Source organism: Cellulophaga baltica (genome assembly GCF_900102165.1).
Lineage (GTDB): Bacteria > Bacteroidota > Bacteroidia > Flavobacteriales > Flavobacteriaceae > Cellulophaga > Cellulophaga baltica.
The window spans coordinates 13,046-33,945 of record NZ_FNBD01000011.1 but is presented as its reverse complement, the minus strand read 5'-3'; the positions used below and the strand labels follow the sequence as shown (position 1 = coordinate 33,945).

The following is a 20,900-nucleotide window of genomic DNA, read 5'->3' as shown; positions in this document are numbered from 1 at the left end:
TTATTATTTAAACTCAATGGAGAATTCCGATTTAAATGAAATCATAAAGAAATATGCTAAAAATTGGTATTGGTTTTTACTTTGTGTTATAATCTCATTAGTGTGTGCCTTCTTTTTTATCAGGTATTCTGTACCACAATATTCGGCTCAAAGTAAAATTCAGATATTAGAAGATGATCAATCAGGATCTTCTATGGATGTTTTTCAAGATTTAGATGTTTTTTCTGGAAGTAAAAATAATATTGAGGATGAAATAGAAATTATAAAATCTAGAGCTAATGTTACAGATGTTGTCTTAAAACTTGGCCTCAACACTATTTTTATGGTCAAGGGAACCATAAAAGATGCTGAGATTTATAAAAATGAACCTATAAAATTAAACTTTATTGGTGCGGATTCGCTATTGTACAAAGCAAAATTAAACTTAGTTATTGGGATTAAAAACGATAATGAATTTACATTGATTGAAGGTAAGAGTGAAACGTCTAAAACTTATGCTTTTGGAAAGAATATACCTTCTAAACTTGGAGATTTAATTATAACTCCAAATCCGCCCTTTTTTAAAAAATATATAGGAAAACAATTAAGAGTTGAGATATCTCCTTTGGAGAACATGGTGGTCAATTATCAAAAAAAAATATTAATAGCACCAGCAGATGAAAAATCCAATATTATCAATTTATCTTTAACAGATCCTGTTCAGGAGAAGGCTAGGGACATTTTAAATAGTTTAATAGTTATCTATAATGATAATGCTGTTGCAGACAAAAAGGCAGTAGCAGATAGAACTTCGGACTTTATCAACGATAGGATTACGAGTATCTATGATAATTTAGCTTCAGTAGATCAAAATGCTCAAGATTTTAAAACAGATAAAGGACTAACAGATATTGCATCGGAAGCTAACATAAATTTAAATTTTGGAGCTGCGAATGAACAAGAACTTCAAAATATGACGACCCAGTTGCAGATGGCTTCTTCCATGAAAGAAATTGTGGATACGCAAAGTGGTTATGATATCTTGCCAACCAATATTGGACTATCGGATCCTTCAATAGCCAATACGACTAATAAATATAATGAGCTTGTCTTAGAGCGTAAGCGGCTATTAGAAAGTTCTAATGAGAAAAATCCAATTATAGTAAACTTGGATCAAGAATTGTCAGGGCTTAAGCGTACCATGCAATCTAGTTTAAGTGGTATGACTAATAATTTAGGTTTACAGGTAAATAGTTTAAGTAGCCAGCGTTCTGTAATTAATTCAAAAATATATTCTGCTCCTCGTAATGAAAGAGCCTTAAGAGATATTACCAGAAAGCAGCAGACTACAGAATCTTTATATTTATATTTACTTCAGAAGCGGGAAGAGTCACAAATTACTTTTGCTTCGGCAAGTCCCAAATCTAAAATAATTGAATGGGCTTACAATACAAGCCAAAATCCTGTTTCGCCTAAAAAGCCAATTATATTTTTAGCTTCTTTTATCTTAGGTTTATTACTTCCCTTCTCAATAATATATACTCGAGATTTATTAGATAATAAAATTTCTAATAAAATAAACTTAGAGAAAATCACTGTCAATAATGCCGTATTAGCAGAGCTTCCTAAAATTTCTAGAAGCGAATCTAAGATGGTTTTAAACGATGATCGTTCTGTATTGGCAGAATCACTACGAATATTAAGGACCAACTTAGATTATTTAATCAAAAACAATAAGATAGGAGACCAGAAAGGAAATATCATTTATGTAACCTCGAGTGTTTCAGGGGAAGGGAAAACGTTCTTATCGTCTAATTTGTCTATGATTCTGGCAAATACCAATAAGAAGGTGTTATTAATAGGAGCTGATATTAGAAACCCTAAAATTGGAAACTTCTTTAATGACAATCAAAAAAATATAGATAAGCTAAAATACGCTTCTAACGAGAAAAACAATATAGGCTTAACAGAATATCTAAAAGATGATAACATCTCCTCTAAAGAGATTATCAATTCGCTTTTGGTCAATAATAGTACCATTGATATCATTTACTCAGGAAAAATACCAGCCAATCCGGCAGAACTTTTAATGAGTGATAGAATTGAAGGCTTGTTGCAGGAAATGAGTGGTCTATATGATTATGTTATTGTCGATACAGCACCTTTAATGGTTGTTTCTGATACTTTAATCATCAGTGAGTATGCAAATCATATCTTATATGTTACTAGAGCAGGAGTGACTGAAAATAGCGTCATTCAATTTCCATTAAAATTACAAGCTGAAGGAAAACTGAAGAACTTGTCATTTGTCGTGAATGATGTTAAAAATTCTGACCTAGGCTATGGTGGTAAATACGGATATGGGTATTCGGCTGAAGAAAAGAAATGGTGGAAATTTTGGGCTTAGCTAAAGTGATTCACTGTTCTATCTAATATTGGAAGTAAATAATCAATTGTTTTTTGATTGAGTTGAATTTTCTTAAGTTCACCGATGTGCTGAAGTCTATGGACGTCTGAAGCGATAAAATCAATTTGATTATTTTCCAATAGTTGGTAAGCACATTTCTTTACAGAATCTCCATAATAGCCCCCTAAAGACAACATATTTAATTGAAACAGGATACCCATTTGCTTATACTGTGCATATTTTTTAGTCTTATGTAGGTAATTGTAACGTTCTGGATGCGCTAGTATTGGGAAATACTGTGAAGTAGTTATTTTTTGAGTAGCATCTTCAAAGTTAATAGAAGCCTGTAAATAAGACATCTCAACTAATAAATATTCATTACGAATAGGCATGACCTCAGAACGCTCTAACAAGTGATCAAAATTAGCATCAATCATATGTTCCGCAGCAGCATCAATTGAAATTTGAGTCATTCCTTTTTTCATCAACTCATTTTTTAAAAGCGCTAATGCTTGAGAAATAGTTTTAGAATTATTCGGATAATAATTGTCCATTATATGAGGCGTAGCCACAAATTTATGAACACCCAATTGCTTGAATTCATGAATCAAATTCATGGAATCTTCTACGGTTTTTGCACCATCATCAATTCCAGGAAGTATATGATTATGAATATCAACAAAACCATTAAGGAGATCAACTAAAAATTTTTTCTTTTGAAAAATATGAAACATGCATGCAAATTAGAGTACAAAAATACCTTATATATTAAGAAAAATCCACGCACGAACTACTTTTAAAATTATTTTATGATTTTATTACAATTTAGTACATTATCTAACCTTATTTTTGCGGAAAAAAAGTGATCATAGATTATATTATCGCCATGCTATGGAGTATTTCTCCTTTCGGAGAAGCTAAAGTGGGAATTCCTTTTGGCATGCTAAGAGGGTTAAATATTTATTTGGTTTTTTTACTTTGTTTTTCGGCCAATGTTCTTGTATTTCCATTAATGATGTTTTTTTTAGATAAAATCAATCATTACTTTCTTCGTTGGAAATTTTATAAAAAATCAGCTATCTATGTTGCTAGAAAGGCAAAAGTAGGCTCTGGTGATAAGATTATTAAATACGGTTTTTGGGGGCTTATATTTTTTGTAATGTTACCCGTGCCAGGAACAGGTGTTTATGCTGGGAGTATAGCTACATACCTCTTTAAAATAGAAAAGAAAAAAGCTTTTTTAGCCAACACTATTGGTATCTTTTTTTCTTCGCTAATCGTTTGGGTCACCACATACTTAACCATGAAAGGGATTTCTTAATATACTTTATGAAACCAGAGATATTTCTAATGGGTTCTGTACAAAAATAAAAGATTATAGCTAGGTGACTATTTGGTTTTCACTCGTCCGTGATGTGGAGTCGCATAAAAGTTTAAGGGTTGTACTTATTTTCTTAAAAATATACTAAAAATTAAGCCTTATTATTTAGAGAAGAATTATTTCAAACATATATTTGTAGTATGAAACATAGTTTGATCATAATAGCAATTCTTATTTGCTTAAAACCTACTTTCCCGTTAGTGGAGTATGTTTTTAATTATGATTATATCTCAGAAGTCCTTTGTATTAATAAAGATAAACCAGAACTAAACTGTAATGGTAAATGTTATCTAATGACAAAATTAGCGGAGGAATCTAAAGCGAATGATGCAAATAAAAAAACGCCTATTGAAAATGCTTTTTCTTTAGTCTATTTCTCAGCGTATACTGCAGATTTTAATGCACTTTCTAATACAACGGAATATGTAGTTTTGCCTATGACGTATAGCGAAACCTTATATTCATTTAATTTCTACAACAACCTTATTAAGCCACCTATTGCGTAGTATTCTTAATAGAAGTAAACCATAGCATTTTTATTCAAACAACAGGAGAATCCACATTTTGACCTTTCTTGCTGTACGAATTTTTGTATGCTGTAATCTTTTTTATTTCTAGGTTTTATTCAAAACTTACATTTTACATACTTAAAAAAACAAGGTATAAGCGCTTTAAGCGCTATACGCAATTACACAATATTCTTAATAAATAATTAAATGAAAAATTTTAAAATAGCCTTATTGGCACTGATTTCTATACTTGCTATTTCTTGTGATAATGACGACGATGATGCCATGGGATTAACGGGAGCTGGAGAGGTTTCGGTAACTTTTGACAATGGATACGCAGGTAACGATCTAATTTTAGGAACCACGAATGCAGCAAACACTAATGGAGAAGTACTTACGGTGACTCGCCTAAGCTACATTGTGAGTAATTTTAGCTTAATAGACGTTGATGGAAATGAATATGTTTTTCCTAAAGATGATAGTTATTTTATTATCAGTCAAGAGGCAGATTTAGAAGATATCGCTTTGCCTAATATTCCTTCAGGAGAATATACGACCCTAAAATTCGGTGTGGGTATAGATGATGAGAAATTCCAACAAGGCGGTGAAGGCCAAGGAGATTTATGGACCCGTGCAGAAGCGCATAATTTAACATGGTCATGGACTGCAGGATACAAGTATATCAATTATGAAGGTACTTTTACTTCTGAATCGGTTACAGAAGAAACCGATTTTAAAGTTCATTTAGGTAGAATTGGAGATTTAGTGAATTATGAGGAAGTTAGTCTAGCCTTACCAACTACTGTTATGGTAAGTGATGAAATGGACGCTAACATTCATTTGAAAATAGATGCCTCTAAAATCTTAGTAGCTACCAATAATCTTAAGTTATCCGAAAAAGCAATTTTAATGACAGATGCAGAAAAAGCACCATTAGTAGCTGTAAATGCTTCAGAAATGTTTGCTGTGGATCATGTACATAACGGAAACGGACATTAAGAAATCATATAAATTACCTGCAATACAGTTCTTGTATTGTAGGTATTAATAGCATATCAATGAAAAAAATACTTATTTTTTTTAGTTTGCTCCTGATTATTTCTTGTTCAAATGATGCCGAATATGTTGCGGTTAACGAGGCTTTAGTTTTTGAGCAGCCTAGTAATTTTCCAGCATTAGTGTATGACTTAGAAGCGAATCCACCTACGGAAATGGGATTTGAACTAGGTAAGAAATTGTTCTATGATGGAAACCTGTCACGGGTAGGCTATATTTCTTGTGGATTTTGTCATGAACAGAATTCGGCTTTTACGCATCATGGACACCAATTTAGTCATGGAGTAGATGATCTAGAGGGGACAAGGAACACACCTTCTATACAAAATATGGCATACATGTCGCATTTTATGTGGGACGGTGCCATAGATCATTTAGACCTCTTTCCTATAGCTCCAATTACCAACGCAGTAGAAATGGATGAGACGATAACAAATGTCCTTGATAAATTAGCTGCGGACAGCGAGTATCAACAGTTATTTTCGGAAGCTTTTGTAGATGGTGAAGTTACTATGGAATATTTTTTAAAAGCCTTATCTCAGTTTATGGTGATGATGGTTTCTTCCAATTCTAAATATGATAAATATGTTAGAAATGAAGATGGTATTACACTATCAATAACCGAACAAGAAGGTTTGGCTGTTTTTGAAAGTAATTGTGCTTCTTGCCACGCTACAGATTTGTTTACGGATAATAGTTTCAGGAATAATGGTTTGGCACCAAATGCAAAACTAGATGATACTGGACGCTATTTAGCTACCAGTTTAGAAGCTGATAAATACAAGTTTAAGGTGCCTAGCTTGCGTAATGTAGCATTAACGGCACCTTATATGCATGATGGGAGATTTGGGAGTTTGGAAGCCGTATTGGACTTCTATACCGATGGGGTAGTAGCATCTGCAACCTTAGATCCAGAACTTCAGCATAACGATGCTATAGGAATACCATTAACTGATAGGGATAAGGTAGCGTTAGTTGCGTTTTTAAATACATTAACCGATGAAGAATATATTGATGATGAACGATTTGCAGAATTTTAGATTACAGTACCTATACATAGCATTTGTAATTAGCATACTTGGTTTCTCACAGGCCTTGGCTAATGACAAATTTCCTAGTGTGGATCCAGACCCAATCACATGTTTAGGACATTTTCACGTCCTGGATAATGTATATGATTTTTGTGATACTTGTGGTTGCGGGAGCAGTGGCGGCAGTATGGGGTACGGTACTGGATTAAACAACAATTTTATAGGCGTAAGGTACATAGGGCAACAGTACCGCTCTAGAGACGGAATTTTTAATGACTCTCCATGGATCGATGAAAATTTTAATACCATGCAGTTGTGGGGTAACTTTCCAGTATTAAAAAGAACGGTGGTAAATGTGATTGTTCCTTACCAGTTTCATAGCAGAAAATTTTCTGACAATACCACGCAGCATATTAATGGTTTAGGAGATGTAAGTGTTTTGGCAATGTATAATGTATTAAAAGTAAGACCAGATAGTATTGTTTCTATCAAACTAGAACATTATGTACAAGTAGGAGGTGGGGTGAAAATACCTACAGGAACATTTGATAAAGCAAATAATACTGGTAGTGTTAACCCTAGTTTTCAGTTGGGGAATGGAAGCTGGGATTATGTATTAGCCGCTAATTATGGATTTAATTATAGGAATTGGGGGATAAGTACGCTCTTAAATTATACCATAAAGACAGAAAATCCAAAAGAGTATCAGTTTGGGAATCAGTTTAACTACGCGCTAAATGCTTTTAAAACCTATTATGTAGATAATAACTTCTCGTTAACGCCTATTCTAGGAGTAGCAGGAGAAATCTATGAGACTAATAAAGAATATGGTGCAGTAGTAGCAAATACGAAAGGCGATATTTTTCTAGGTAAAGTTAGTCTAGAAGCAGCTTACAGTAGGTACGCGTTAGGAGTTGTTTCGATGTTGCCTATTAGTCAAAATTTAAATAATGACAAAGTGGAACTAAAAAATAGGTTATCTATTTACTTAAATGTGAATTTTTAGGGTCACCTTTCATTAATTGTATTTTGTGTCAGTTCCTCAATAAATAGAGGCTAGTATTTAAACATTAATTCAATTTTTTATTAAAAATGCCTTCTATAGATTATAGTGTTTAGTGCAAGGTGAGTTTCTCAGGTTATCTAATTAAAATTATATACAGGGGTTAAAAATGTAGGTGATTCTCATACTTATTTGTAAAGTCAAAGTTCATGGAAGAAAAATCCATACTTTAGGAGTTGTAAAGAACATAGTATGGAATCATTCTAAGTCTAAAATTACCTATCATAACACTTTAACACTTATCGTATTAAAAACGGAAACTTTTGTAAATTAGCGCGCCTAATTTGGGGCATGGGCTATTTTAGTCCCCTGTATAAATTTTTTGAAGAATACCATAAAAGATTAGAACGTTCCTTGCGGTCTGTTTTTTGGAGACCAATAACACAAAATATGATCACATTTATAACCGCTTTTATTCTATTGATACTAGGCTATTTCACCTATGGTAAATTCGTAGACAAAACTTTTAAATCTGATGCCGACAAAACTACACCAGCACATACCTTGCAAGATGGGGTAGATTTTGTTCCGATGAATAGCAATAAAAACTCTTTTATTCAAATTTTAAATATTGCGGGAGTCGGACCCATATTTGGCCCAATCTTGGGGGCATTGTACGGCCCTTCTGCTTTTTTATGGATTGTATTTGGGTCTATTTTTGCTGGAGGAGTTCATGATTACCTTACAGGAATGATTTCCATACGCTATGGAGGAGCACATTTGCCAGCTATGGCATCACGGTTCTTGGGTAAAGCATTTAGCCATGTGGTAAACTTATTCACGCTATTACTTTTAGTATTGGTAGGGACCGTTTTTGTTACGGCTCCTGCCGAAATGATCAATGCCTTGTTAGGTGATTCTGATTATCTAAAAGTTATTATTTTGGGTATTTTCGTCTACTATATTGTTGCTACGGTATTGCCTATAGATAAAATAATTGGAAAAATATATCCTGTATTAGGCGTGCTATTAATTCTTAGTGCTATTGGGATTTGTATTGGGATGTTTATGTATGGGAATCCATTACCAGAATTAACGCTTGAAAATTTACATCCTAAAAAAATACCTTATTACCCCGTAATTTTTCTAACCATCTCTTGTGGTGCTTTATCTGGTTTTCATGCCACACAGTCGCCTATAATTTCACGTACGATAGATAATGAAAAGGATGGTAGAAAAGTGTTTTATGGAATGATGATTTTAGAAGCTTTTATTGCTATGATATGGGCAGCGGCTTCTATGAGTTTGTTAGATACAGAAGAACTTAGTGCCTTATTAGCAGAAGGTGGCCCTGCTGCGGTTGTTAATAAAATTGCCATTATATTATTAGGAACCGTTGGAGGTACGGTGGCTATTATTGGGGTAATTGTATTGCCTATTACGTCAGGAGATACTTCTTTTAGAGCCGCCCGTATGATCATTGCAGATTACTTAAACATAGATCAAAAAGTGTTGCGTAATAGGTTTGCTGTAGCCATCCCTTTATTTGCTATTTCTTTTATCCTTACCAATATGGATTTTCAATTGCTATGGCGCTATTTTTCTTGGTCTAACCAAGTAACTGCCGCTATCGCCTTATGGATAGGAACCGTATATCTATATGAAAATAAAAAACAGTACATCATTGCTTTAGTACCTGCATTTTTTATTACTTCGGTCATTTTTTCCTATATATTTTATGATCCCACCATTGGCTTTAATATGAGTCCTACGACCTCTAACTGGATAGGGCTGATACTTACTTGCTTACTGACCGCTTTATTTTTCGTGATAATGAAAAAAAGAAAAAAAGCAGAAGCCTTATAAACGTTATAACTGTACAAGGTCATCTTTTAGCTGTTTGTTTTCCGCGATAGTGGATGGCTATAAACGGAGCACTTTGTACATGGTTTTCAGTATTTAAGTACCACTAAAGTAGCAGGGAATAATAGACTATATATTTGAATCTGTTTTTTACTACGAAAGTTTTATAAACAAAAAAGCAGCTTATCTCATTGAAAAGGATAAACTGCTTTCTGCCTGTAGGCATTTAAAATATTGAAGCTAGTATAGTAGGCCTCAGGATACCTTAAAAATTTCCAGACCTAAAGTATTAGTCTTGAACTAAAACTTTATGCTTTTTCAAGATGTTGCTATTGCTACTTATTTCAACAATATACATTCCTTTTTCTTTGATATTTAAGGCTTGTTTTGAATATGTAAATTCATGTGCTCCGGCATTATATTCTCCTATTTGGTTTGTATAAACAACCGTACCATTAAAATCAAACACGCGTAAATTTAAATTACCCGTATTTTTTAATTTGACACTAATGGTAACCGTATTTCCTGAAACAGGATTTGGGTATACATTTACTTCTTCCTCAACCGTAGTATTTGCTTGGTTGGAACTAGGACATGACCCCACTTGATTATTTTCTCTAGATATTATTAAAGAATTATTAGGAAACCCAGTAGTTACCGATCTAATTGCATTTTCAGTTGGTATGTTTATACTGTAAAATCTAGGATCGTTTGCTGTGGCGCTAGAGGCTCTATATAAGATGGGTGCAATACTAGGTCCTTGATGATAGGTTTCCATATTAGGAATAGGATTAGGCTTTAAGATAGAACTATTGGTTCTAAGGGTACAAGGAACCCAGGGAAAAACACCTTGTTTTACTTGTGCATTAACACCATAGGTAACTTTAGTAATATCTGTGATACGAGATTTGTTACTAAAAGTACCTATACTAGGCGCATTAAGTTCTACATAAGCTTTATCTATTCGTACAGCAGCCATACAACCAATTGCCTCAATTTTCTCTACATCAAACCATCCGTTTTTTGCTCCCCAAGGTTGTATCATAACGGCCGCGTTACCATCTTTACATCTAATATTATATCCTGATATGTCATTTACTATAGCTGTCGTTTGAGGAATTCTTCCTCCAGAGGCAGATACATCATCGGTTTCTATACGTAACGTTGCCCCACCAGATAGTGAGTTAATATTTTTAAAGAACAAATTTTCTCCCGTTCTAACTTGTATAGCACCATAACCTCCATGAGCATTTTGTACGGTAATGTTTTTGATAAGACCATTTTTTGGTCCCCTCCAAATACCTGCACGTTCGCTAGCAGAACAATTTAAAGTGGCATGTATGGTTTGTCTGTCTTTTACTTTACAGCCTGCTACCATAAAATTTTCGGCTTCCTTAACATTAAAAGGTGTAATTCTAGTTTCTGGAGCAAGTCCTGTTAAATCTATGGTAAATGCCCCACTAATAGCTCTAATACTAACATTTGTAGATTTTGTATTGGTGTATCCTATTCTAAAAATAGAGTAATTAGGTAAACCAGCGGTAAGCGTTGGTTTAATGATAGCATCCGGATGAATGAATAAATGAATGTTAGACTTCATTTCTATTTCTCCAAATTGCCAAGTTCCCGCAGGAATGGTAATTAGACCACTACCTTGCTGAGAGAGGGTGTTTATTAAATTCTGCAAAGTAGCAGAGTCATCTCCAGAACTATTCGTCAGTGTTTTTTTACGAGCAGCTGGAACACTTCCAGAATTGTCCGTAAAAAATTCGCTCTCAGCTCTTTGTGAAGGTAATTTAGTAGGTTGATTACTTTGCCCAGCCATTGAAGCTAAATTGAGTGTTGTAATAAGTAAAACCAACGAGGTTCGTACACTGGTTCTTTTTGTAAAATTTTTAAAATTCATAATAGTAAAATTTGAAGGGTTAATAATGTATCAAATTTAAAAGCTATACATTCATAGTATTACCACTGTATTATCTCATAATAGCTAAATTTTACCGTGTTTTATTTTAAGTGGAAAGGCTATGGTTTCGTTTCAAAACTATGTTCCGTAGTAATATTCATGACGCATAAACTTTACTATAGTTGGGTTTGTGAATACTAAAGAATGATTTTCTATAAGATACAGTGGCCGATTTTTAAGTAGTATCTCTTCACGGAATTCCGTGATTGTCATTAGAAAATGATAGAGTACATTTGACTTTATGGAGATAGGATTTAAAGAGGTGTTAGTAGGCATCCTTATTTTATTGGTCGTGGTTTTTTACAGCCTGAAAGCAAAATATATGTTGACGGAAAAGGTAGCTGCTAAAAACTTCGAAACCTTTTTAGCAGCCAATTATGGAGACCTCTTAGGGTATACGGATTTAAGGCGATTTTTTAATACAAGCAATATGAATCCTAATTGTTTCAGGGTAAGCGTATATCAGAAAAAAGAGCCCAGGGTAGAACTATTTATTAAGTTTGATGCGAAGACCGTGGCAATACAAACAGATCTTCCTCCTGATTACCCAGACGGATTCACTTTTCATGAACGGTACGTAGCCCGCATTAAGCTAGTAGAAATTCACGATGTTATTTCAGCAAAAATGAAGCCTCTTGGCGTAGCGCTCTTGTGGGATTATAATGAGGTGTTTTTTACGCTTGAAGCGCCATTTACGGAAGCTGAGGTTTTAGAGAAATCGGATTATTTTTTAAGCTTGTTTAAAGCCGAAGATTCTGAGTTTCTAGGGTATTATCATGAACTGCCACTGGTCATAAGGTATCCACATAAAAATGCGATTTCCTTAGTGCGAGAGTTAGTACAAGAAGATGGTAATTGGCGCTTTAGAACCTTAAAACTATATACAGGAGCTACTGACTTTGAAACGGTAAGAGAGACGCTTACCAAGGAGCTACAGACCTATTTAGAAAAGAGTTATCCTACGCAGCAACTGTATGATCATTTTGACACGTATGTGAACCCCCAAGATTTTTCTAAGGTGTTGTATATTGAATTTACAGAAGCTAAGAAAACAAAAAAGGAAGCAAAGCAACAACAACTAGGTGTTTGGGTTTCTCCAGTTACTGGCTATACGCTTATGTATTGGAATTTGAAGAAAGGGAGCGTAAAACAAGTAAGCTTTGTTGCTACAGCTAATAGTATTCTTATGGAGGATATTTTGGCCAAAGAAATACCTAGGTTTTTAGCACTGGCGTAAGTTTTCGAATATATTTAGATGCTCTCTTCTATTTTTTTATTTGGAATAAACCATAAAACAGCAATCCCAATATAAATAATACCTGCAACTAGAGGGAAAAAGAAACTGATAAGGGTTGCGATGGCATAAAAAATATTTGAAATAATAATTTTTTTAAAATTTAAAAAGGTAAAGGGGTTGGATTTTTTCTTATCGGAATATTTGATGGTTAGGAGCAATATAGTCCATGCTAAACTAGCCATCAATAATATAAAACCATAAATAGCCGTGGGTATTTTTTCAAAATGATTTTCGCCCATATACCCAGTAGCAAATGGCAATAGCGAAAGCCAAAATAAGAGGTGTAAATTGGCCCATAATATTTTTCCATTAACTTCTTTGGTTAGATGTAATAAGTGGTGGTGGTTATTCCAATAAATCCCAATATAAATAAAACTAAGTACATAGGTTATTATAGTGGGGAATAAGGGTTTTAGACTGCTGAAATCGTGTCCTTCAGGAATCTTTAATTCTAATACCATTATAGTAATGATTATGGCTAAAACCCCATCACTAAAAGCTTCTAATCTAGTTGTTGTCATTTTAATTATTTTTAAGATAACTGTGAATATAACTTATGGCCATAGCACCTTCTCCAACAGAAGATGCCACTCTTTTCGTAGATCCGCTTCTTAAATCTCCTGTAGCAAAGAGTCCTGGAATACAAGTTTCTAAAGGAAAAGGGCTTCTTTCTAAAAGCCATTTAGAATCTTCCAATTGTTCTTTTGTTAAATCATTTCCTGTAATAATAAACCCTTTAGAATCTTTACAAACAGCAGAAGGCAACCAATTATTCGTTGGGATTGCTCCAAGAAATAGAAATAAATGGTTTACATCCATGGATTTAACTTCCTTCGATAAATTATTTTTTAAGTGAATGCGTTCCAAATAATTATCACCTTCTAATTTAAAAATTTCTGTGTGTGGATGTATTTTTATTTTAGGATTACTATCAATCCTATTAATCAGGTATGAAGACATGCTTTTAGATAGGTTTTTTCCACGGATCAGGATATGAATTTCTGTGGCATAATCGGCCATATAAATAGCAGCTTGTCCTGCAGAGTTGCCTCCTCCTACAATTACGATAATGTCTTCTTTTTTGCAATTACTTGCTTCCATAGCCGTAGCGCTATGGTAAACGCCTCTTCCTTTGAAGTAAGAAATATTTTCAATAGCGAGATCTCTATATTTTGCACCGGTAGCTGCAATAACTGATTTGGATTTAATAGTAGAGTCATCACTTAAAGTGAGTTCAAAATAAGTAGAATAGATGCTAAGTTTTTTTGCCTCACAGGGTATGGATATGGTGCAACCAAATTTTTGAGCTTGTAAATAGGCCTTATTTGCTAATTCGCTCCCAGAAATTCCGGTTGGAAAACCTAAGTAATTTTCAATTTTAGAGGTTGTACCTGCTTGGCCTCCAGGGCCTAATTTATCTAAAGCAATAGTATCTAAACCTTCTGATGCTCCGTATACACTAGCTGCTAAGCCAGCAGGACCTGCTCCAACAACCATTACTTGATATATTCTATTTTGAATAGGAGAACTTAAGCCCATTTTAAAAGCAATATCTTCTATAGTTACGTTTTTAAGGACCTCTAAATTTGTACTGATAAGTATTGGGATATCTTCTATTTTGAGTTTGAAATTTTTAGTAATTTTTTTGGTATTATCGTCTTTTTCGAGCTCTACCCAGATATGCCTAATATGATTTTTAGTTAAAAAATCTCTTGCTTCAAAACTTTTTGAAGAGAATTTTGAACCTATCAATATGACTCCTCCTTCGTTCTTAGAAATTTTTTCTCTTCGTAATAAAAAGGCAGATATTAGCAAGGTGTTTAGACTAGCGTCTTCGAGAAGAATTTTTTTTAGTGCTGTCTGTGTTATTTTGAGTACTTCTATATCGGTTAGTGCAACTGCTCTAAATATTGAAGCCCTATCAGAGAGCATGTCACTATCTCCCGTAAATCCATTTTTTTTATGTATTGCCACGGGCTCCTTTGGATTAAAAGGGTCATATATAGCCACTTTTCCTTTGAGGATTACATAAAAGTCAAAATTTTTAACTCCTTCATTTATTAAAACAGCGTTTGCTTTTACTTTTATTTTGGTTCCGTAATTTGCTAATACAAGTAGTTGCTTTTCGCTTAGTTTTGGAACATTATTTTGTGGCTCTAGCATAACATTAGTTTTTAAAATGAGATTGTGATATCTTCTTAATTATAAGATATCACAGGATTATATTTTAGTAAATAATTGGCAATTTTATTATTTTGAATAGGCATAAAGCCTACAAATTCACTTTTTATTGCTCCAGATAAGAAACCTATTTTACCTTGCGTTTTTAAAAGAATTTTAAGGTTCTCAAAATGAGATGCCTCTTTTTTGCTCTCATATACTGGTGTAATAACAAAATTCATTTAGAATAATTTTTGTGTCCATTTTGCAGCTAAGGATATATCTTCTTCCTTTAAATTGTGGCCTGTATTTAGTCTGTGATGTTTAACAATAAAGTTTCCTTTTTTTAAAAGGGAGGTATACATATCAATTTCAGAATTGCTTACCATTGTGTCTAACTTTCCAGAACTAATAAATACATTTACATTTTTATCTGTTTTAAAAAATGGCATTTGTTGGTATGGAAGCATAGGTCTAAAAAGTATGGCTCCATGTAAAAGATTGGGATAGTGTACTAAAATAGCGCCTGCGATATTTGCACCATTAGAATATCCTAGAGCAATTATTTTAGTGGTATCAAAACCTTCATTTTTTGCAGTATCTTTTAAAAAGGATACTAATTCATGGGTTCTAAATTCTACATCTTTCTCATCAAAAACCCCCATTCCTAAGCGTCTAAAAAAACGAGGCATTCCATGCTCTAAAACATTACCTCTAACACTCAAAATATTAAAGTGAGAACCAAAATTCTTTGCTAATGGAAGTAAATCATTTTCATCTCCACCAGTACCATGAAGCAGTAACAATGTACTTGCTTCAGGGTTTTCGGTAGCTTTATAAATATATTTTAACGGTTGATATTTCATAATATCTTAGTTTAATTTTACTAAATGATTTTCTATTTCATCTCTACGATATTCATACTGAGCAGGGAGTTTTAAATTTTTACCTAATTCTTCAACAGGTTCATCTACCATAAATCCAGGATTATCTGTAGCTATTTCAAATAAAACACCTCCTGGTTCTCTGAAATAAAGCGAATGGAAATAATTTCTATCAATTTGTGGGGTAATATTTAAACCAGCGGCTTCTACTTTCTCACGAAACATCATTAAAGTTTCGTCATCTTTTACTCTAAAAGCTACGTGGTGCACAGTCCCGTTTGCTACATGCCCTCTTTTTTCTGTTGGGATCTGTACTAAATCAACAATAGCAGCATTATCAACACTATCAATAGCATATCTATATCGGTTAGATTCTTGAGAAACTAGGGTATATCCAAAGATAGAAGTGAGTACATTAGCTGTTCCCTTAATATCATTTAGAGTAAGTGTAATGTTATGAAAACCTCGAGTTGCGTTTTCAAAAGTAACTTCATCTGTTGTCCACGGTTTTCTGGAATCATCAGTTTCTATAAGCTCAAATTTTAAGCCATCTGGATCTAAAAAGGTCAGGTACTTTTCTCCAAATTTAACGGCAGGTTTGTTATAGATAACATTGTGTTTTTCAAAGCGATCTATCCAAAAATTAATACTTCCTTTAGGTATAGAATAACCAATTTCAGTAGCCATGCCAGACCCTCTTCTTCCTTGAGGAATACCAGTACCCCAAGGGAAAAATGTAAGTATGGTCCCTGCACTCCCTATTTCATCTCCAAAATAGAAATGGTAGGTTTTAGGGTCATCAAAATTTACGGTCTTTTTAATAAATCTAAGACCTAATATTTCTGTATAAAATTTAAAATTTTTTTTGGCATCACCTGCTATTGCGGTAATGTGGTGTAATCCTTGTATTTTATTATCCATGATTTCTTTATTTTAATTTGTTATTCAAAATTACTAGAATTCTAAACCGTGTGCATTGAACTAGGACAAGTAAGCATTAGTTTTAAAATTTATATTCTGCCGTTAATACGGAGTGAAAGAGTGAGGCTGTTGCCCCATTTTGTTTTAAAAAATTACCAGGAATAATGATATTAGTTTCTAGCTCAATATTTAAATGATTTGTGAAATTAAAGCCAGTCACGGTACCAATTTGGTGCCCAATAAATGCACTAGTATTTGTTGAAGGATATTGTAAAAACAATGCAGCATCATAAACTCCATCGTTTTTAGAATACCTCCAAAACACATCATAATCTATCGCTACATAATATTTGGAGTAAATTGTATTGATATACGGATGTATATCTATTAAATTAGACGGACCAAAACGTGCAACTCTACCAAAATAAGCACCTCTAGGGTACAACGCGTCAAAAGTATTTAGACGATTATCATTCCTATTCTTATCTCCGCTAATCAACTCGGTTTTAAGTCCGATTGTAGTTTTGTCACCGATAAATTTGGTGGCATATTCGGCGTTTAAAGATAGCGTGTAAGCATTGATCTTATTATTTCCAAAGAGCCCTAATTGATAGGCAGCTTCGTTATTGAAAGTGACGTTTTTGTAGGATCCAAAATATCGGCCGCCAAAAGTATAACGCCGTTCATCTGCAGTACCAATGGCATAGGTGACATCATCATCTTTTTGATAGAAGCCATATATATCAAAATTTATATACTTATGGAAATTTTTGCTTAGATAAACTCCAGAAAAAGTTTCAGAAGACTTTACATAATCATTATCAAAAGCGCCTTCTTTATTTTTTACAGGTATCGCAAAAAATGTGGTGAGTTTTGTTGTTTCATTTTTATAGTCTATGCGTGCCAAATCAAAAGAGCGTCTAACATTAGGTCCTTCACGAACATCTACAAGTCTTCTACTACCAAACCCTAGGTTTTCTCTTCCTAGTAGTAAACTCCAATTACTATTAAAATAATAGGCAGCAAATGCCTGGTTTACGGCCAAAAGATCTTTATCTACGGGTGAAACATTCGTTTTGCCAATTGCAGTGCTTGAACTTAATTCTATGTAGGCATCAAATTTTTGATTTATTTTAAAAAGCGCATGGAGAAGTATTCTATTTAAATACCATATATTATCTTGAGCGCCTTGATGATTAAAATTTTCGTTGATAAAGCTTTCTGCCTGAAACCGATAACTACCACCAAAGGAGAGTGAATTATTGTTTTTTAAATCAATCCATTTTAATTTTTCATACACTGATTTGCTTTCCTTTTCACTTAAAAATGACATCTCATCATCCTGCCCTAACAGTTTAAATTGGATTTGTTTATTTTCTTGAGAATAAATTAGACAAGAAAATAAAAGAAATGAGATGAAAAGTGACCAAGAGAGATGCATAAACTTAGTATTTTCTAATGATGATAACCCCTAATAGAAGCATGATAATTCCCAAAATACGTTGCCAGTTTATTTGCTTTACAGGCAGTCCTAACAAACCATGATGGTCAAGAATTAATGAAATGGTCATTTGGCCCGCAACCACTAACCCAAAGGTAAGTGCGGTTCCTAATTTTGGGGCTAAAATAATTACTGCGGCTACATAAAAAGCACCCAAGATACCAGCAAGCCAAACCACAGGAGAAGCATTTCTGGCTAGAATTATTGTTGAAAAATCAAATTTTATAATGATTAAATAAATAAACAATCCTATGGCTCCTAGAACAAAAGAAGCGAAAGCAGCGAATACAGGTTGTTGAACCGTTTTGCCTAATTGAATATTTAAAACTGCTTGAAAGGGTAAAACTGCTCCTGCAATAATAGCCAAGAGAATGGGAATTAATTGTGTTTTCATTTTAAATATTTTTTGTAAATAATAGCATCAATTGAGTAATTACCAGGACCTACGACAAGAAGAAAAAGAAATACTACGGAATACATAAATGGCACGTCTTTAATGAGCAAAGAATCATGTACATGTACTACAACTAAACCTATTAAAGTAACGCACAAAATGGGTAGGGTTGCTACCCTAGTACAGAAACCAACAATAATAAATATGGGAAACCCAAGATTGGCAAGTATTGCGATCAATTCATTACTATTTTCGGGAAGCCCTAAAGGATTTGGCACCACTTCAGGGCTATTCACTCCGATACCTATTTTTTTAAAACCATGAACAATCATTAATTCTAGCGCTATAAAAACCCTAAAGAATAGCAGGGCAACATGTGCAGGTTTCCCCTCTAAATTTGTTGTAACGCATATTTTAATTAACTTCTTCATAATTATATAAAATTACCGTATTGTCAGTTTTTGAATCATTTCAGAAGATAGTGCTTCACTATACATACTATAGGCATCTACCAATAAGCCTTTGATACCTGAATTGGTTTGAATCGCATATAGTATGGAAGAATCGTCTGGATTAGAATCACCTTCAAACCTATAAAAAGCATCCACGTTAAAATCTGTCACATTATATTTTTCTTGTATCAAAAGGCATTCTAAGTAGGAATTTTTAAGATTAAAATCATACGTATAGCCTTCTTCTTGCTTTTCTTTTATTGCTTCAGATAAAGTGTCGTACGTATCCATTATTTTTTATTTTGATATCCACCATAGTATTTTACAGGAGACCATTCTGGAATGATAACTGGTACTTCGGGATCTAATCCCTTAAAATCATTTTTCGCAAAAACCACTTTTCCGTTAACAACTGTAAGGTCTGAGGTTAGATTTTTAATGTTTTCCTCAGGAATTGTAAAATAATCATCAGCAAGAATTACAAAATCGGCATACATACCCTCTTTAATAAACCCTTTTAAGGTTTCTTCGTTAGAAAACCATGCACTGCCGTTTGTTAAAATTTCCAAGGCTTTATATCTTGAAATCTTATTGCTTTCATCATATAATTGCAAACCACCCCATGTTTTTCCGGAAACCGCCCAATACAAAGTCAGCATAGGATTATAACTAGATACCCGAGTACCATCAGTACCAAAGCCTATAGGAATCCCCATCGCTATTATTTTTGAAATAGGAGGGGTGTGTTTAGCAGCTTCCGCTCCATAACGTTCTACAAAGTATTCCCCTTGAAAAAGCATTCTATCCTGAATAGCAATACCGCCACCCATTTCTTTTATTCTTTTTAAATTGGCTTCATTTATTGTTTCTGCATGATCAATAGTCCATCTAACCTTATGTAAAAAGGGATGTATTTTATCTACTTTTTCAAACACATTTAAAAAACGCTCAATAGATTCATTGTAAGTAGCATGTATTCTAAAAGAGGTTTGATTTTTTGCAATTACGGTCACTATAGAATCAAGCTCTTCTTCCATATTTTCATGTAATTCTGGTCTGGGCTCTAAAAAATTTTCAAAATCTGCAGCTTCCCAAGTTAAGTTTTCACCAGCACCGTGGTAAGTATAGCCATTTGGTTTAAACATATCGTCGTTAGTTCCTGGAGTGAGCTGGCTTGTCCACGTTTTAAAAAAATCTAACTCGGTCCCTTTGTCAACAGCAAATAGATAGTAGGCTGTTCTTACATTTAATTTTCCTTCAGCAGCTAATTTTTTAGAAATACTATAATTATTAGGATAATACTGTCCACCACCACCTGCATCAATGGCACTAGTTACACCTAATCTATTTAATTCTCTATAATAGTGTTGTGTGGCATTTTCTTGTTCTTCAGGAGATAATTTTGGTAATTTTGTGAGTGTTTTATATAAGATTAAAGCACTAGGTTTTGCTACTAAAAGCCCTGTAGGTTGGCCATTTTTTAATTCTATTTCACCACCCGGATATTGGGTAGAAGCATTATAACCCAAGGTTTCAATGCCTTTTTGGTTAAGATATCCTAGGGAATACAAATACATAATGTACACAGGTTTGTCAGGAACGGCCTCATTTATTTCTTCAAGTGTGGGTAAACGTTTTTCTTCAAATTGATAAGCTCCCCAACCGCCAATTACTCGAATCCATTGGCCTTCGGGTGTTCTAGCAGCTTGCTCCTTTAACATTTGTAGTGCAACGTCAATAGAAGTAACACCATCCCAACGTAGTTCATTGTTGTAATTAATACCTTCTCTAATAAGATGGGTGTGCGAATCATTTAGACCAGGAATAATCGTTTTCCCTTTGGCATCTAGTATGTGAGTACTATCTCCTTTAAGTTTCAAAATTTCATCAGAAGTTCCAATTCTATAAAAGTTTCCGTCTTTTATAGCAAATGCTTCAGAGAATATCCCTTCTTTATCTGTAGTGACCTTGGCATTATATACGATTAAATCTACTTTAGTATCTACGGGTCGTTCTGTTTTGTTTTTGCAGGCTGTAATAAATACAAGAGCAAAGACAACTATTAAGTTATAGCTTGTTTTCATAGGTATATAGAG

20 protein-coding genes are annotated in these 20,900 nt (G+C 33.7%); 8 read left to right on the top strand and 12 right to left on the bottom strand.

Translation table 11 applies throughout. The features are described 5' to 3' along the window. Positions 1-16 precede the first annotated feature (16 nt). On the top strand, positions 17-2,386 hold the full coding sequence (locus BLQ19_RS16625) for a GumC family protein (RefSeq protein WP_074539084.1): 2,370 nt from the start codon (positions 17-19) through the stop codon (positions 2,384-2,386). Here the strand turns inward: BLQ19_RS16625 and BLQ19_RS16620 are convergent. Then, positions 2,383-3,120 (bottom strand): tyrosine-protein phosphatase, encoded by a 738-nt coding sequence (locus BLQ19_RS16620; RefSeq protein ID WP_074539083.1) that lies wholly within the window; start codon positions 3,118-3,120, stop codon positions 2,383-2,385. The genes BLQ19_RS16625 and BLQ19_RS16620 overlap by 4 nt on opposite strands. 128 nt (positions 3,121-3,248) lie before the next feature. On the opposite strand from BLQ19_RS16620, the gene BLQ19_RS16615 reads away from it, so the two are divergent. From BLQ19_RS16615 to BLQ19_RS16590, 6 genes are all read left to right on the top strand, one after another. Continuing rightward, complete coding sequence (locus BLQ19_RS16615; protein WP_024480324.1) at positions 3,249-3,707, top strand: COG2426 family protein; 459 nt, start codon at positions 3,249-3,251, stop codon at positions 3,705-3,707. A gap of 200 nt (positions 3,708-3,907) precedes the next feature. Then, positions 3,908-4,273, top strand: coding sequence for a hypothetical protein (locus tag BLQ19_RS16610; protein WP_074539082.1), 366 nt, complete (start codon positions 3,908-3,910; stop codon positions 4,271-4,273). A gap of 210 nt (positions 4,274-4,483) precedes the next feature. Continuing rightward, positions 4,484-5,275: an MbnP family protein gene (locus BLQ19_RS16605; RefSeq protein WP_074539081.1), complete on the top strand. Its 792-nt coding sequence runs from the start codon at positions 4,484-4,486 to the stop codon at positions 5,273-5,275. A gap of 59 nt (positions 5,276-5,334) precedes the next feature. After that, positions 5,335-6,372, top strand: coding sequence for a cytochrome-c peroxidase (locus BLQ19_RS16600; RefSeq protein WP_074539080.1), 1,038 nt, complete (start codon positions 5,335-5,337; stop codon positions 6,370-6,372). Next, positions 6,332-7,369 (top strand): transporter family protein, encoded by a 1,038-nt coding sequence (locus tag BLQ19_RS16595; RefSeq protein WP_254788405.1) that lies wholly within the window; start codon positions 6,332-6,334, stop codon positions 7,367-7,369. Before BLQ19_RS16600 ends, BLQ19_RS16595 begins: the two co-directional genes overlap by 41 nt. 447 nt (positions 7,370-7,816) lie before the next feature. Further along, positions 7,817-9,232, top strand: coding sequence for a carbon starvation CstA family protein (locus BLQ19_RS16590; protein ID WP_074539138.1), 1,416 nt, complete (start codon positions 7,817-7,819; stop codon positions 9,230-9,232). Positions 9,233-9,518: 286 nt separating this feature from the next. Here BLQ19_RS16590 and BLQ19_RS16585 read toward each other — a convergent pair whose 3' ends face one another. After that, positions 9,519-11,135: a T9SS type A sorting domain-containing protein gene (locus tag BLQ19_RS16585; protein ID WP_025614795.1), complete on the bottom strand. Its 1,617-nt coding sequence runs from the start codon at positions 11,133-11,135 to the stop codon at positions 9,519-9,521. A gap of 301 nt (positions 11,136-11,436) precedes the next feature. Here BLQ19_RS16585 and BLQ19_RS16580 point away from each other — a divergent pair, with 301 nt between their 5' ends. Then, positions 11,437-12,432: a hypothetical protein gene (locus tag BLQ19_RS16580; protein ID WP_074539079.1), complete on the top strand. Its 996-nt coding sequence runs from the start codon at positions 11,437-11,439 to the stop codon at positions 12,430-12,432. 14 nt (positions 12,433-12,446) lie between these two features. Here the strand turns inward: BLQ19_RS16580 and BLQ19_RS16575 are convergent, their stop codons facing one another. The 10 genes from BLQ19_RS16575 to BLQ19_RS16530 all read right to left on the bottom strand — a co-directional run bounded on the left by BLQ19_RS16575 (position 12,447) and on the right by BLQ19_RS16530 (position 20,888). Beyond that, complete coding sequence (locus tag BLQ19_RS16575) at positions 12,447-13,013, bottom strand: TMEM175 family protein (RefSeq protein WP_074539078.1); 567 nt, start codon at positions 13,011-13,013, stop codon at positions 12,447-12,449. Between the two features lies 1 nt (position 13,014). Further along, positions 13,015-14,655: an FAD-dependent oxidoreductase gene (locus BLQ19_RS16570; RefSeq protein WP_074539077.1), complete on the bottom strand. Its 1,641-nt coding sequence runs from the start codon at positions 14,653-14,655 to the stop codon at positions 13,015-13,017. 35 nt (positions 14,656-14,690) lie between these two features. After that, complete coding sequence (locus BLQ19_RS16565) at positions 14,691-14,894, bottom strand: hypothetical protein (RefSeq protein ID WP_074539076.1); 204 nt, start codon at positions 14,892-14,894, stop codon at positions 14,691-14,693. After that, entirely contained in the window at positions 14,895-15,518 is a 624-nt protein-coding gene (locus tag BLQ19_RS16560; protein ID WP_074539075.1) for an alpha/beta hydrolase, read from the bottom strand. 6 nt (positions 15,519-15,524) lie between these two features. Then, entirely contained in the window at positions 15,525-16,457 is a 933-nt protein-coding gene (locus BLQ19_RS16555; RefSeq protein WP_025614800.1) for a ring-cleaving dioxygenase, read from the bottom strand. A gap of 82 nt (positions 16,458-16,539) precedes the next feature. Further along, a complete protein-coding gene (locus BLQ19_RS16550; RefSeq protein ID WP_074539074.1) occupies positions 16,540-17,898 on the bottom strand; it encodes an alginate export family protein in 1,359 nt (452 codons plus the stop codon). A gap of 4 nt (positions 17,899-17,902) precedes the next feature. Next, positions 17,903-18,352, bottom strand: coding sequence for a DMT family transporter (locus BLQ19_RS16545; RefSeq protein WP_024480344.1), 450 nt, complete (start codon positions 18,350-18,352; stop codon positions 17,903-17,905). Next, the gene (locus BLQ19_RS16540; RefSeq protein WP_074539073.1) at positions 18,349-18,783 is read right to left on the bottom strand and encodes a DoxX family protein; all 435 of its coding nucleotides are present in this window, start codon (positions 18,781-18,783) and stop codon (positions 18,349-18,351) included. Before BLQ19_RS16540 ends, BLQ19_RS16545 begins: the two co-directional genes overlap by 4 nt. 12 nt (positions 18,784-18,795) lie before the next feature. Next, positions 18,796-19,095 (bottom strand): hypothetical protein, encoded by a 300-nt coding sequence (locus tag BLQ19_RS16535; protein ID WP_024480346.1) that lies wholly within the window; start codon positions 19,093-19,095, stop codon positions 18,796-18,798. Next, a complete protein-coding gene (locus tag BLQ19_RS16530) occupies positions 19,095-20,888 on the bottom strand; it encodes an amidohydrolase (RefSeq protein WP_074539072.1) in 1,794 nt (597 codons plus the stop codon). The genes BLQ19_RS16535 and BLQ19_RS16530 overlap by 1 nt, the downstream gene beginning before the upstream one ends. Positions 20,889-20,900 lie beyond the last annotated feature (12 nt).

Bases quoted from the DNA above. Each gene is read 5' to 3' on its own strand.
- BLQ19_RS16625 (WP_074539084.1), top strand. From the start codon at position 17: ATGGAGAATTCCGATTTAAATGAAATCATAAAGAAATATGCTAAAAAT.
- BLQ19_RS16620 (WP_074539083.1), bottom strand. From the start codon at position 3,120: ATGTTTCATATTTTTCAAAAGAAAAAATTTTTAGTTGATCTCCTTAAT.
- BLQ19_RS16610 (WP_074539082.1), top strand. From the start codon at position 3,908: ATGAAACATAGTTTGATCATAATAGCAATTCTTATTTGCTTAAAACCT.
- BLQ19_RS16605 (WP_074539081.1), top strand. From the start codon at position 4,484: ATGAAAAATTTTAAAATAGCCTTATTGGCACTGATTTCTATACTTGCT.
- BLQ19_RS16600 (WP_074539080.1), top strand. From the start codon at position 5,335: ATGAAAAAAATACTTATTTTTTTTAGTTTGCTCCTGATTATTTCTTGT.
- BLQ19_RS16595 (WP_254788405.1), top strand. From the start codon at position 6,332: ATGAAGAATATATTGATGATGAACGATTTGCAGAATTTTAGATTACAG.
- BLQ19_RS16590 (WP_074539138.1), top strand. From the start codon at position 7,817: ATGATCACATTTATAACCGCTTTTATTCTATTGATACTAGGCTATTTC.
- BLQ19_RS16585 (WP_025614795.1), bottom strand. From the start codon at position 11,135: ATGAATTTTAAAAATTTTACAAAAAGAACCAGTGTACGAACCTCGTTG.
- BLQ19_RS16580 (WP_074539079.1), top strand. From the start codon at position 11,437: ATGGAGATAGGATTTAAAGAGGTGTTAGTAGGCATCCTTATTTTATTG.
- BLQ19_RS16575 (WP_074539078.1), bottom strand. From the start codon at position 13,013: ATGACAACAACTAGATTAGAAGCTTTTAGTGATGGGGTTTTAGCCATA.
- BLQ19_RS16570 (WP_074539077.1), bottom strand. From the start codon at position 14,655: ATGCTAGAGCCACAAAATAATGTTCCAAAACTAAGCGAAAAGCAACTA.
- BLQ19_RS16565 (WP_074539076.1), bottom strand. From the start codon at position 14,894: ATGAATTTTGTTATTACACCAGTATATGAGAGCAAAAAAGAGGCATCT.
- BLQ19_RS16560 (WP_074539075.1), bottom strand. From the start codon at position 15,518: ATGAAATATCAACCGTTAAAATATATTTATAAAGCTACCGAAAACCCT.
- BLQ19_RS16555 (WP_025614800.1), bottom strand. From the start codon at position 16,457: ATGGATAATAAAATACAAGGATTACACCACATTACCGCAATAGCAGGT.
- BLQ19_RS16550 (WP_074539074.1), bottom strand. From the start codon at position 17,898: ATGCATCTCTCTTGGTCACTTTTCATCTCATTTCTTTTATTTTCTTGT.
- BLQ19_RS16545 (WP_024480344.1), bottom strand. From the start codon at position 18,352: ATGAAAACACAATTAATTCCCATTCTCTTGGCTATTATTGCAGGAGCA.
- BLQ19_RS16540 (WP_074539073.1), bottom strand. From the start codon at position 18,783: ATGAAGAAGTTAATTAAAATATGCGTTACAACAAATTTAGAGGGGAAA.
- BLQ19_RS16535 (WP_024480346.1), bottom strand. From the start codon at position 19,095: ATGGATACGTACGACACTTTATCTGAAGCAATAAAAGAAAAGCAAGAA.
- BLQ19_RS16530 (WP_074539072.1), bottom strand. From the start codon at position 20,888: ATGAAAACAAGCTATAACTTAATAGTTGTCTTTGCTCTTGTATTTATT.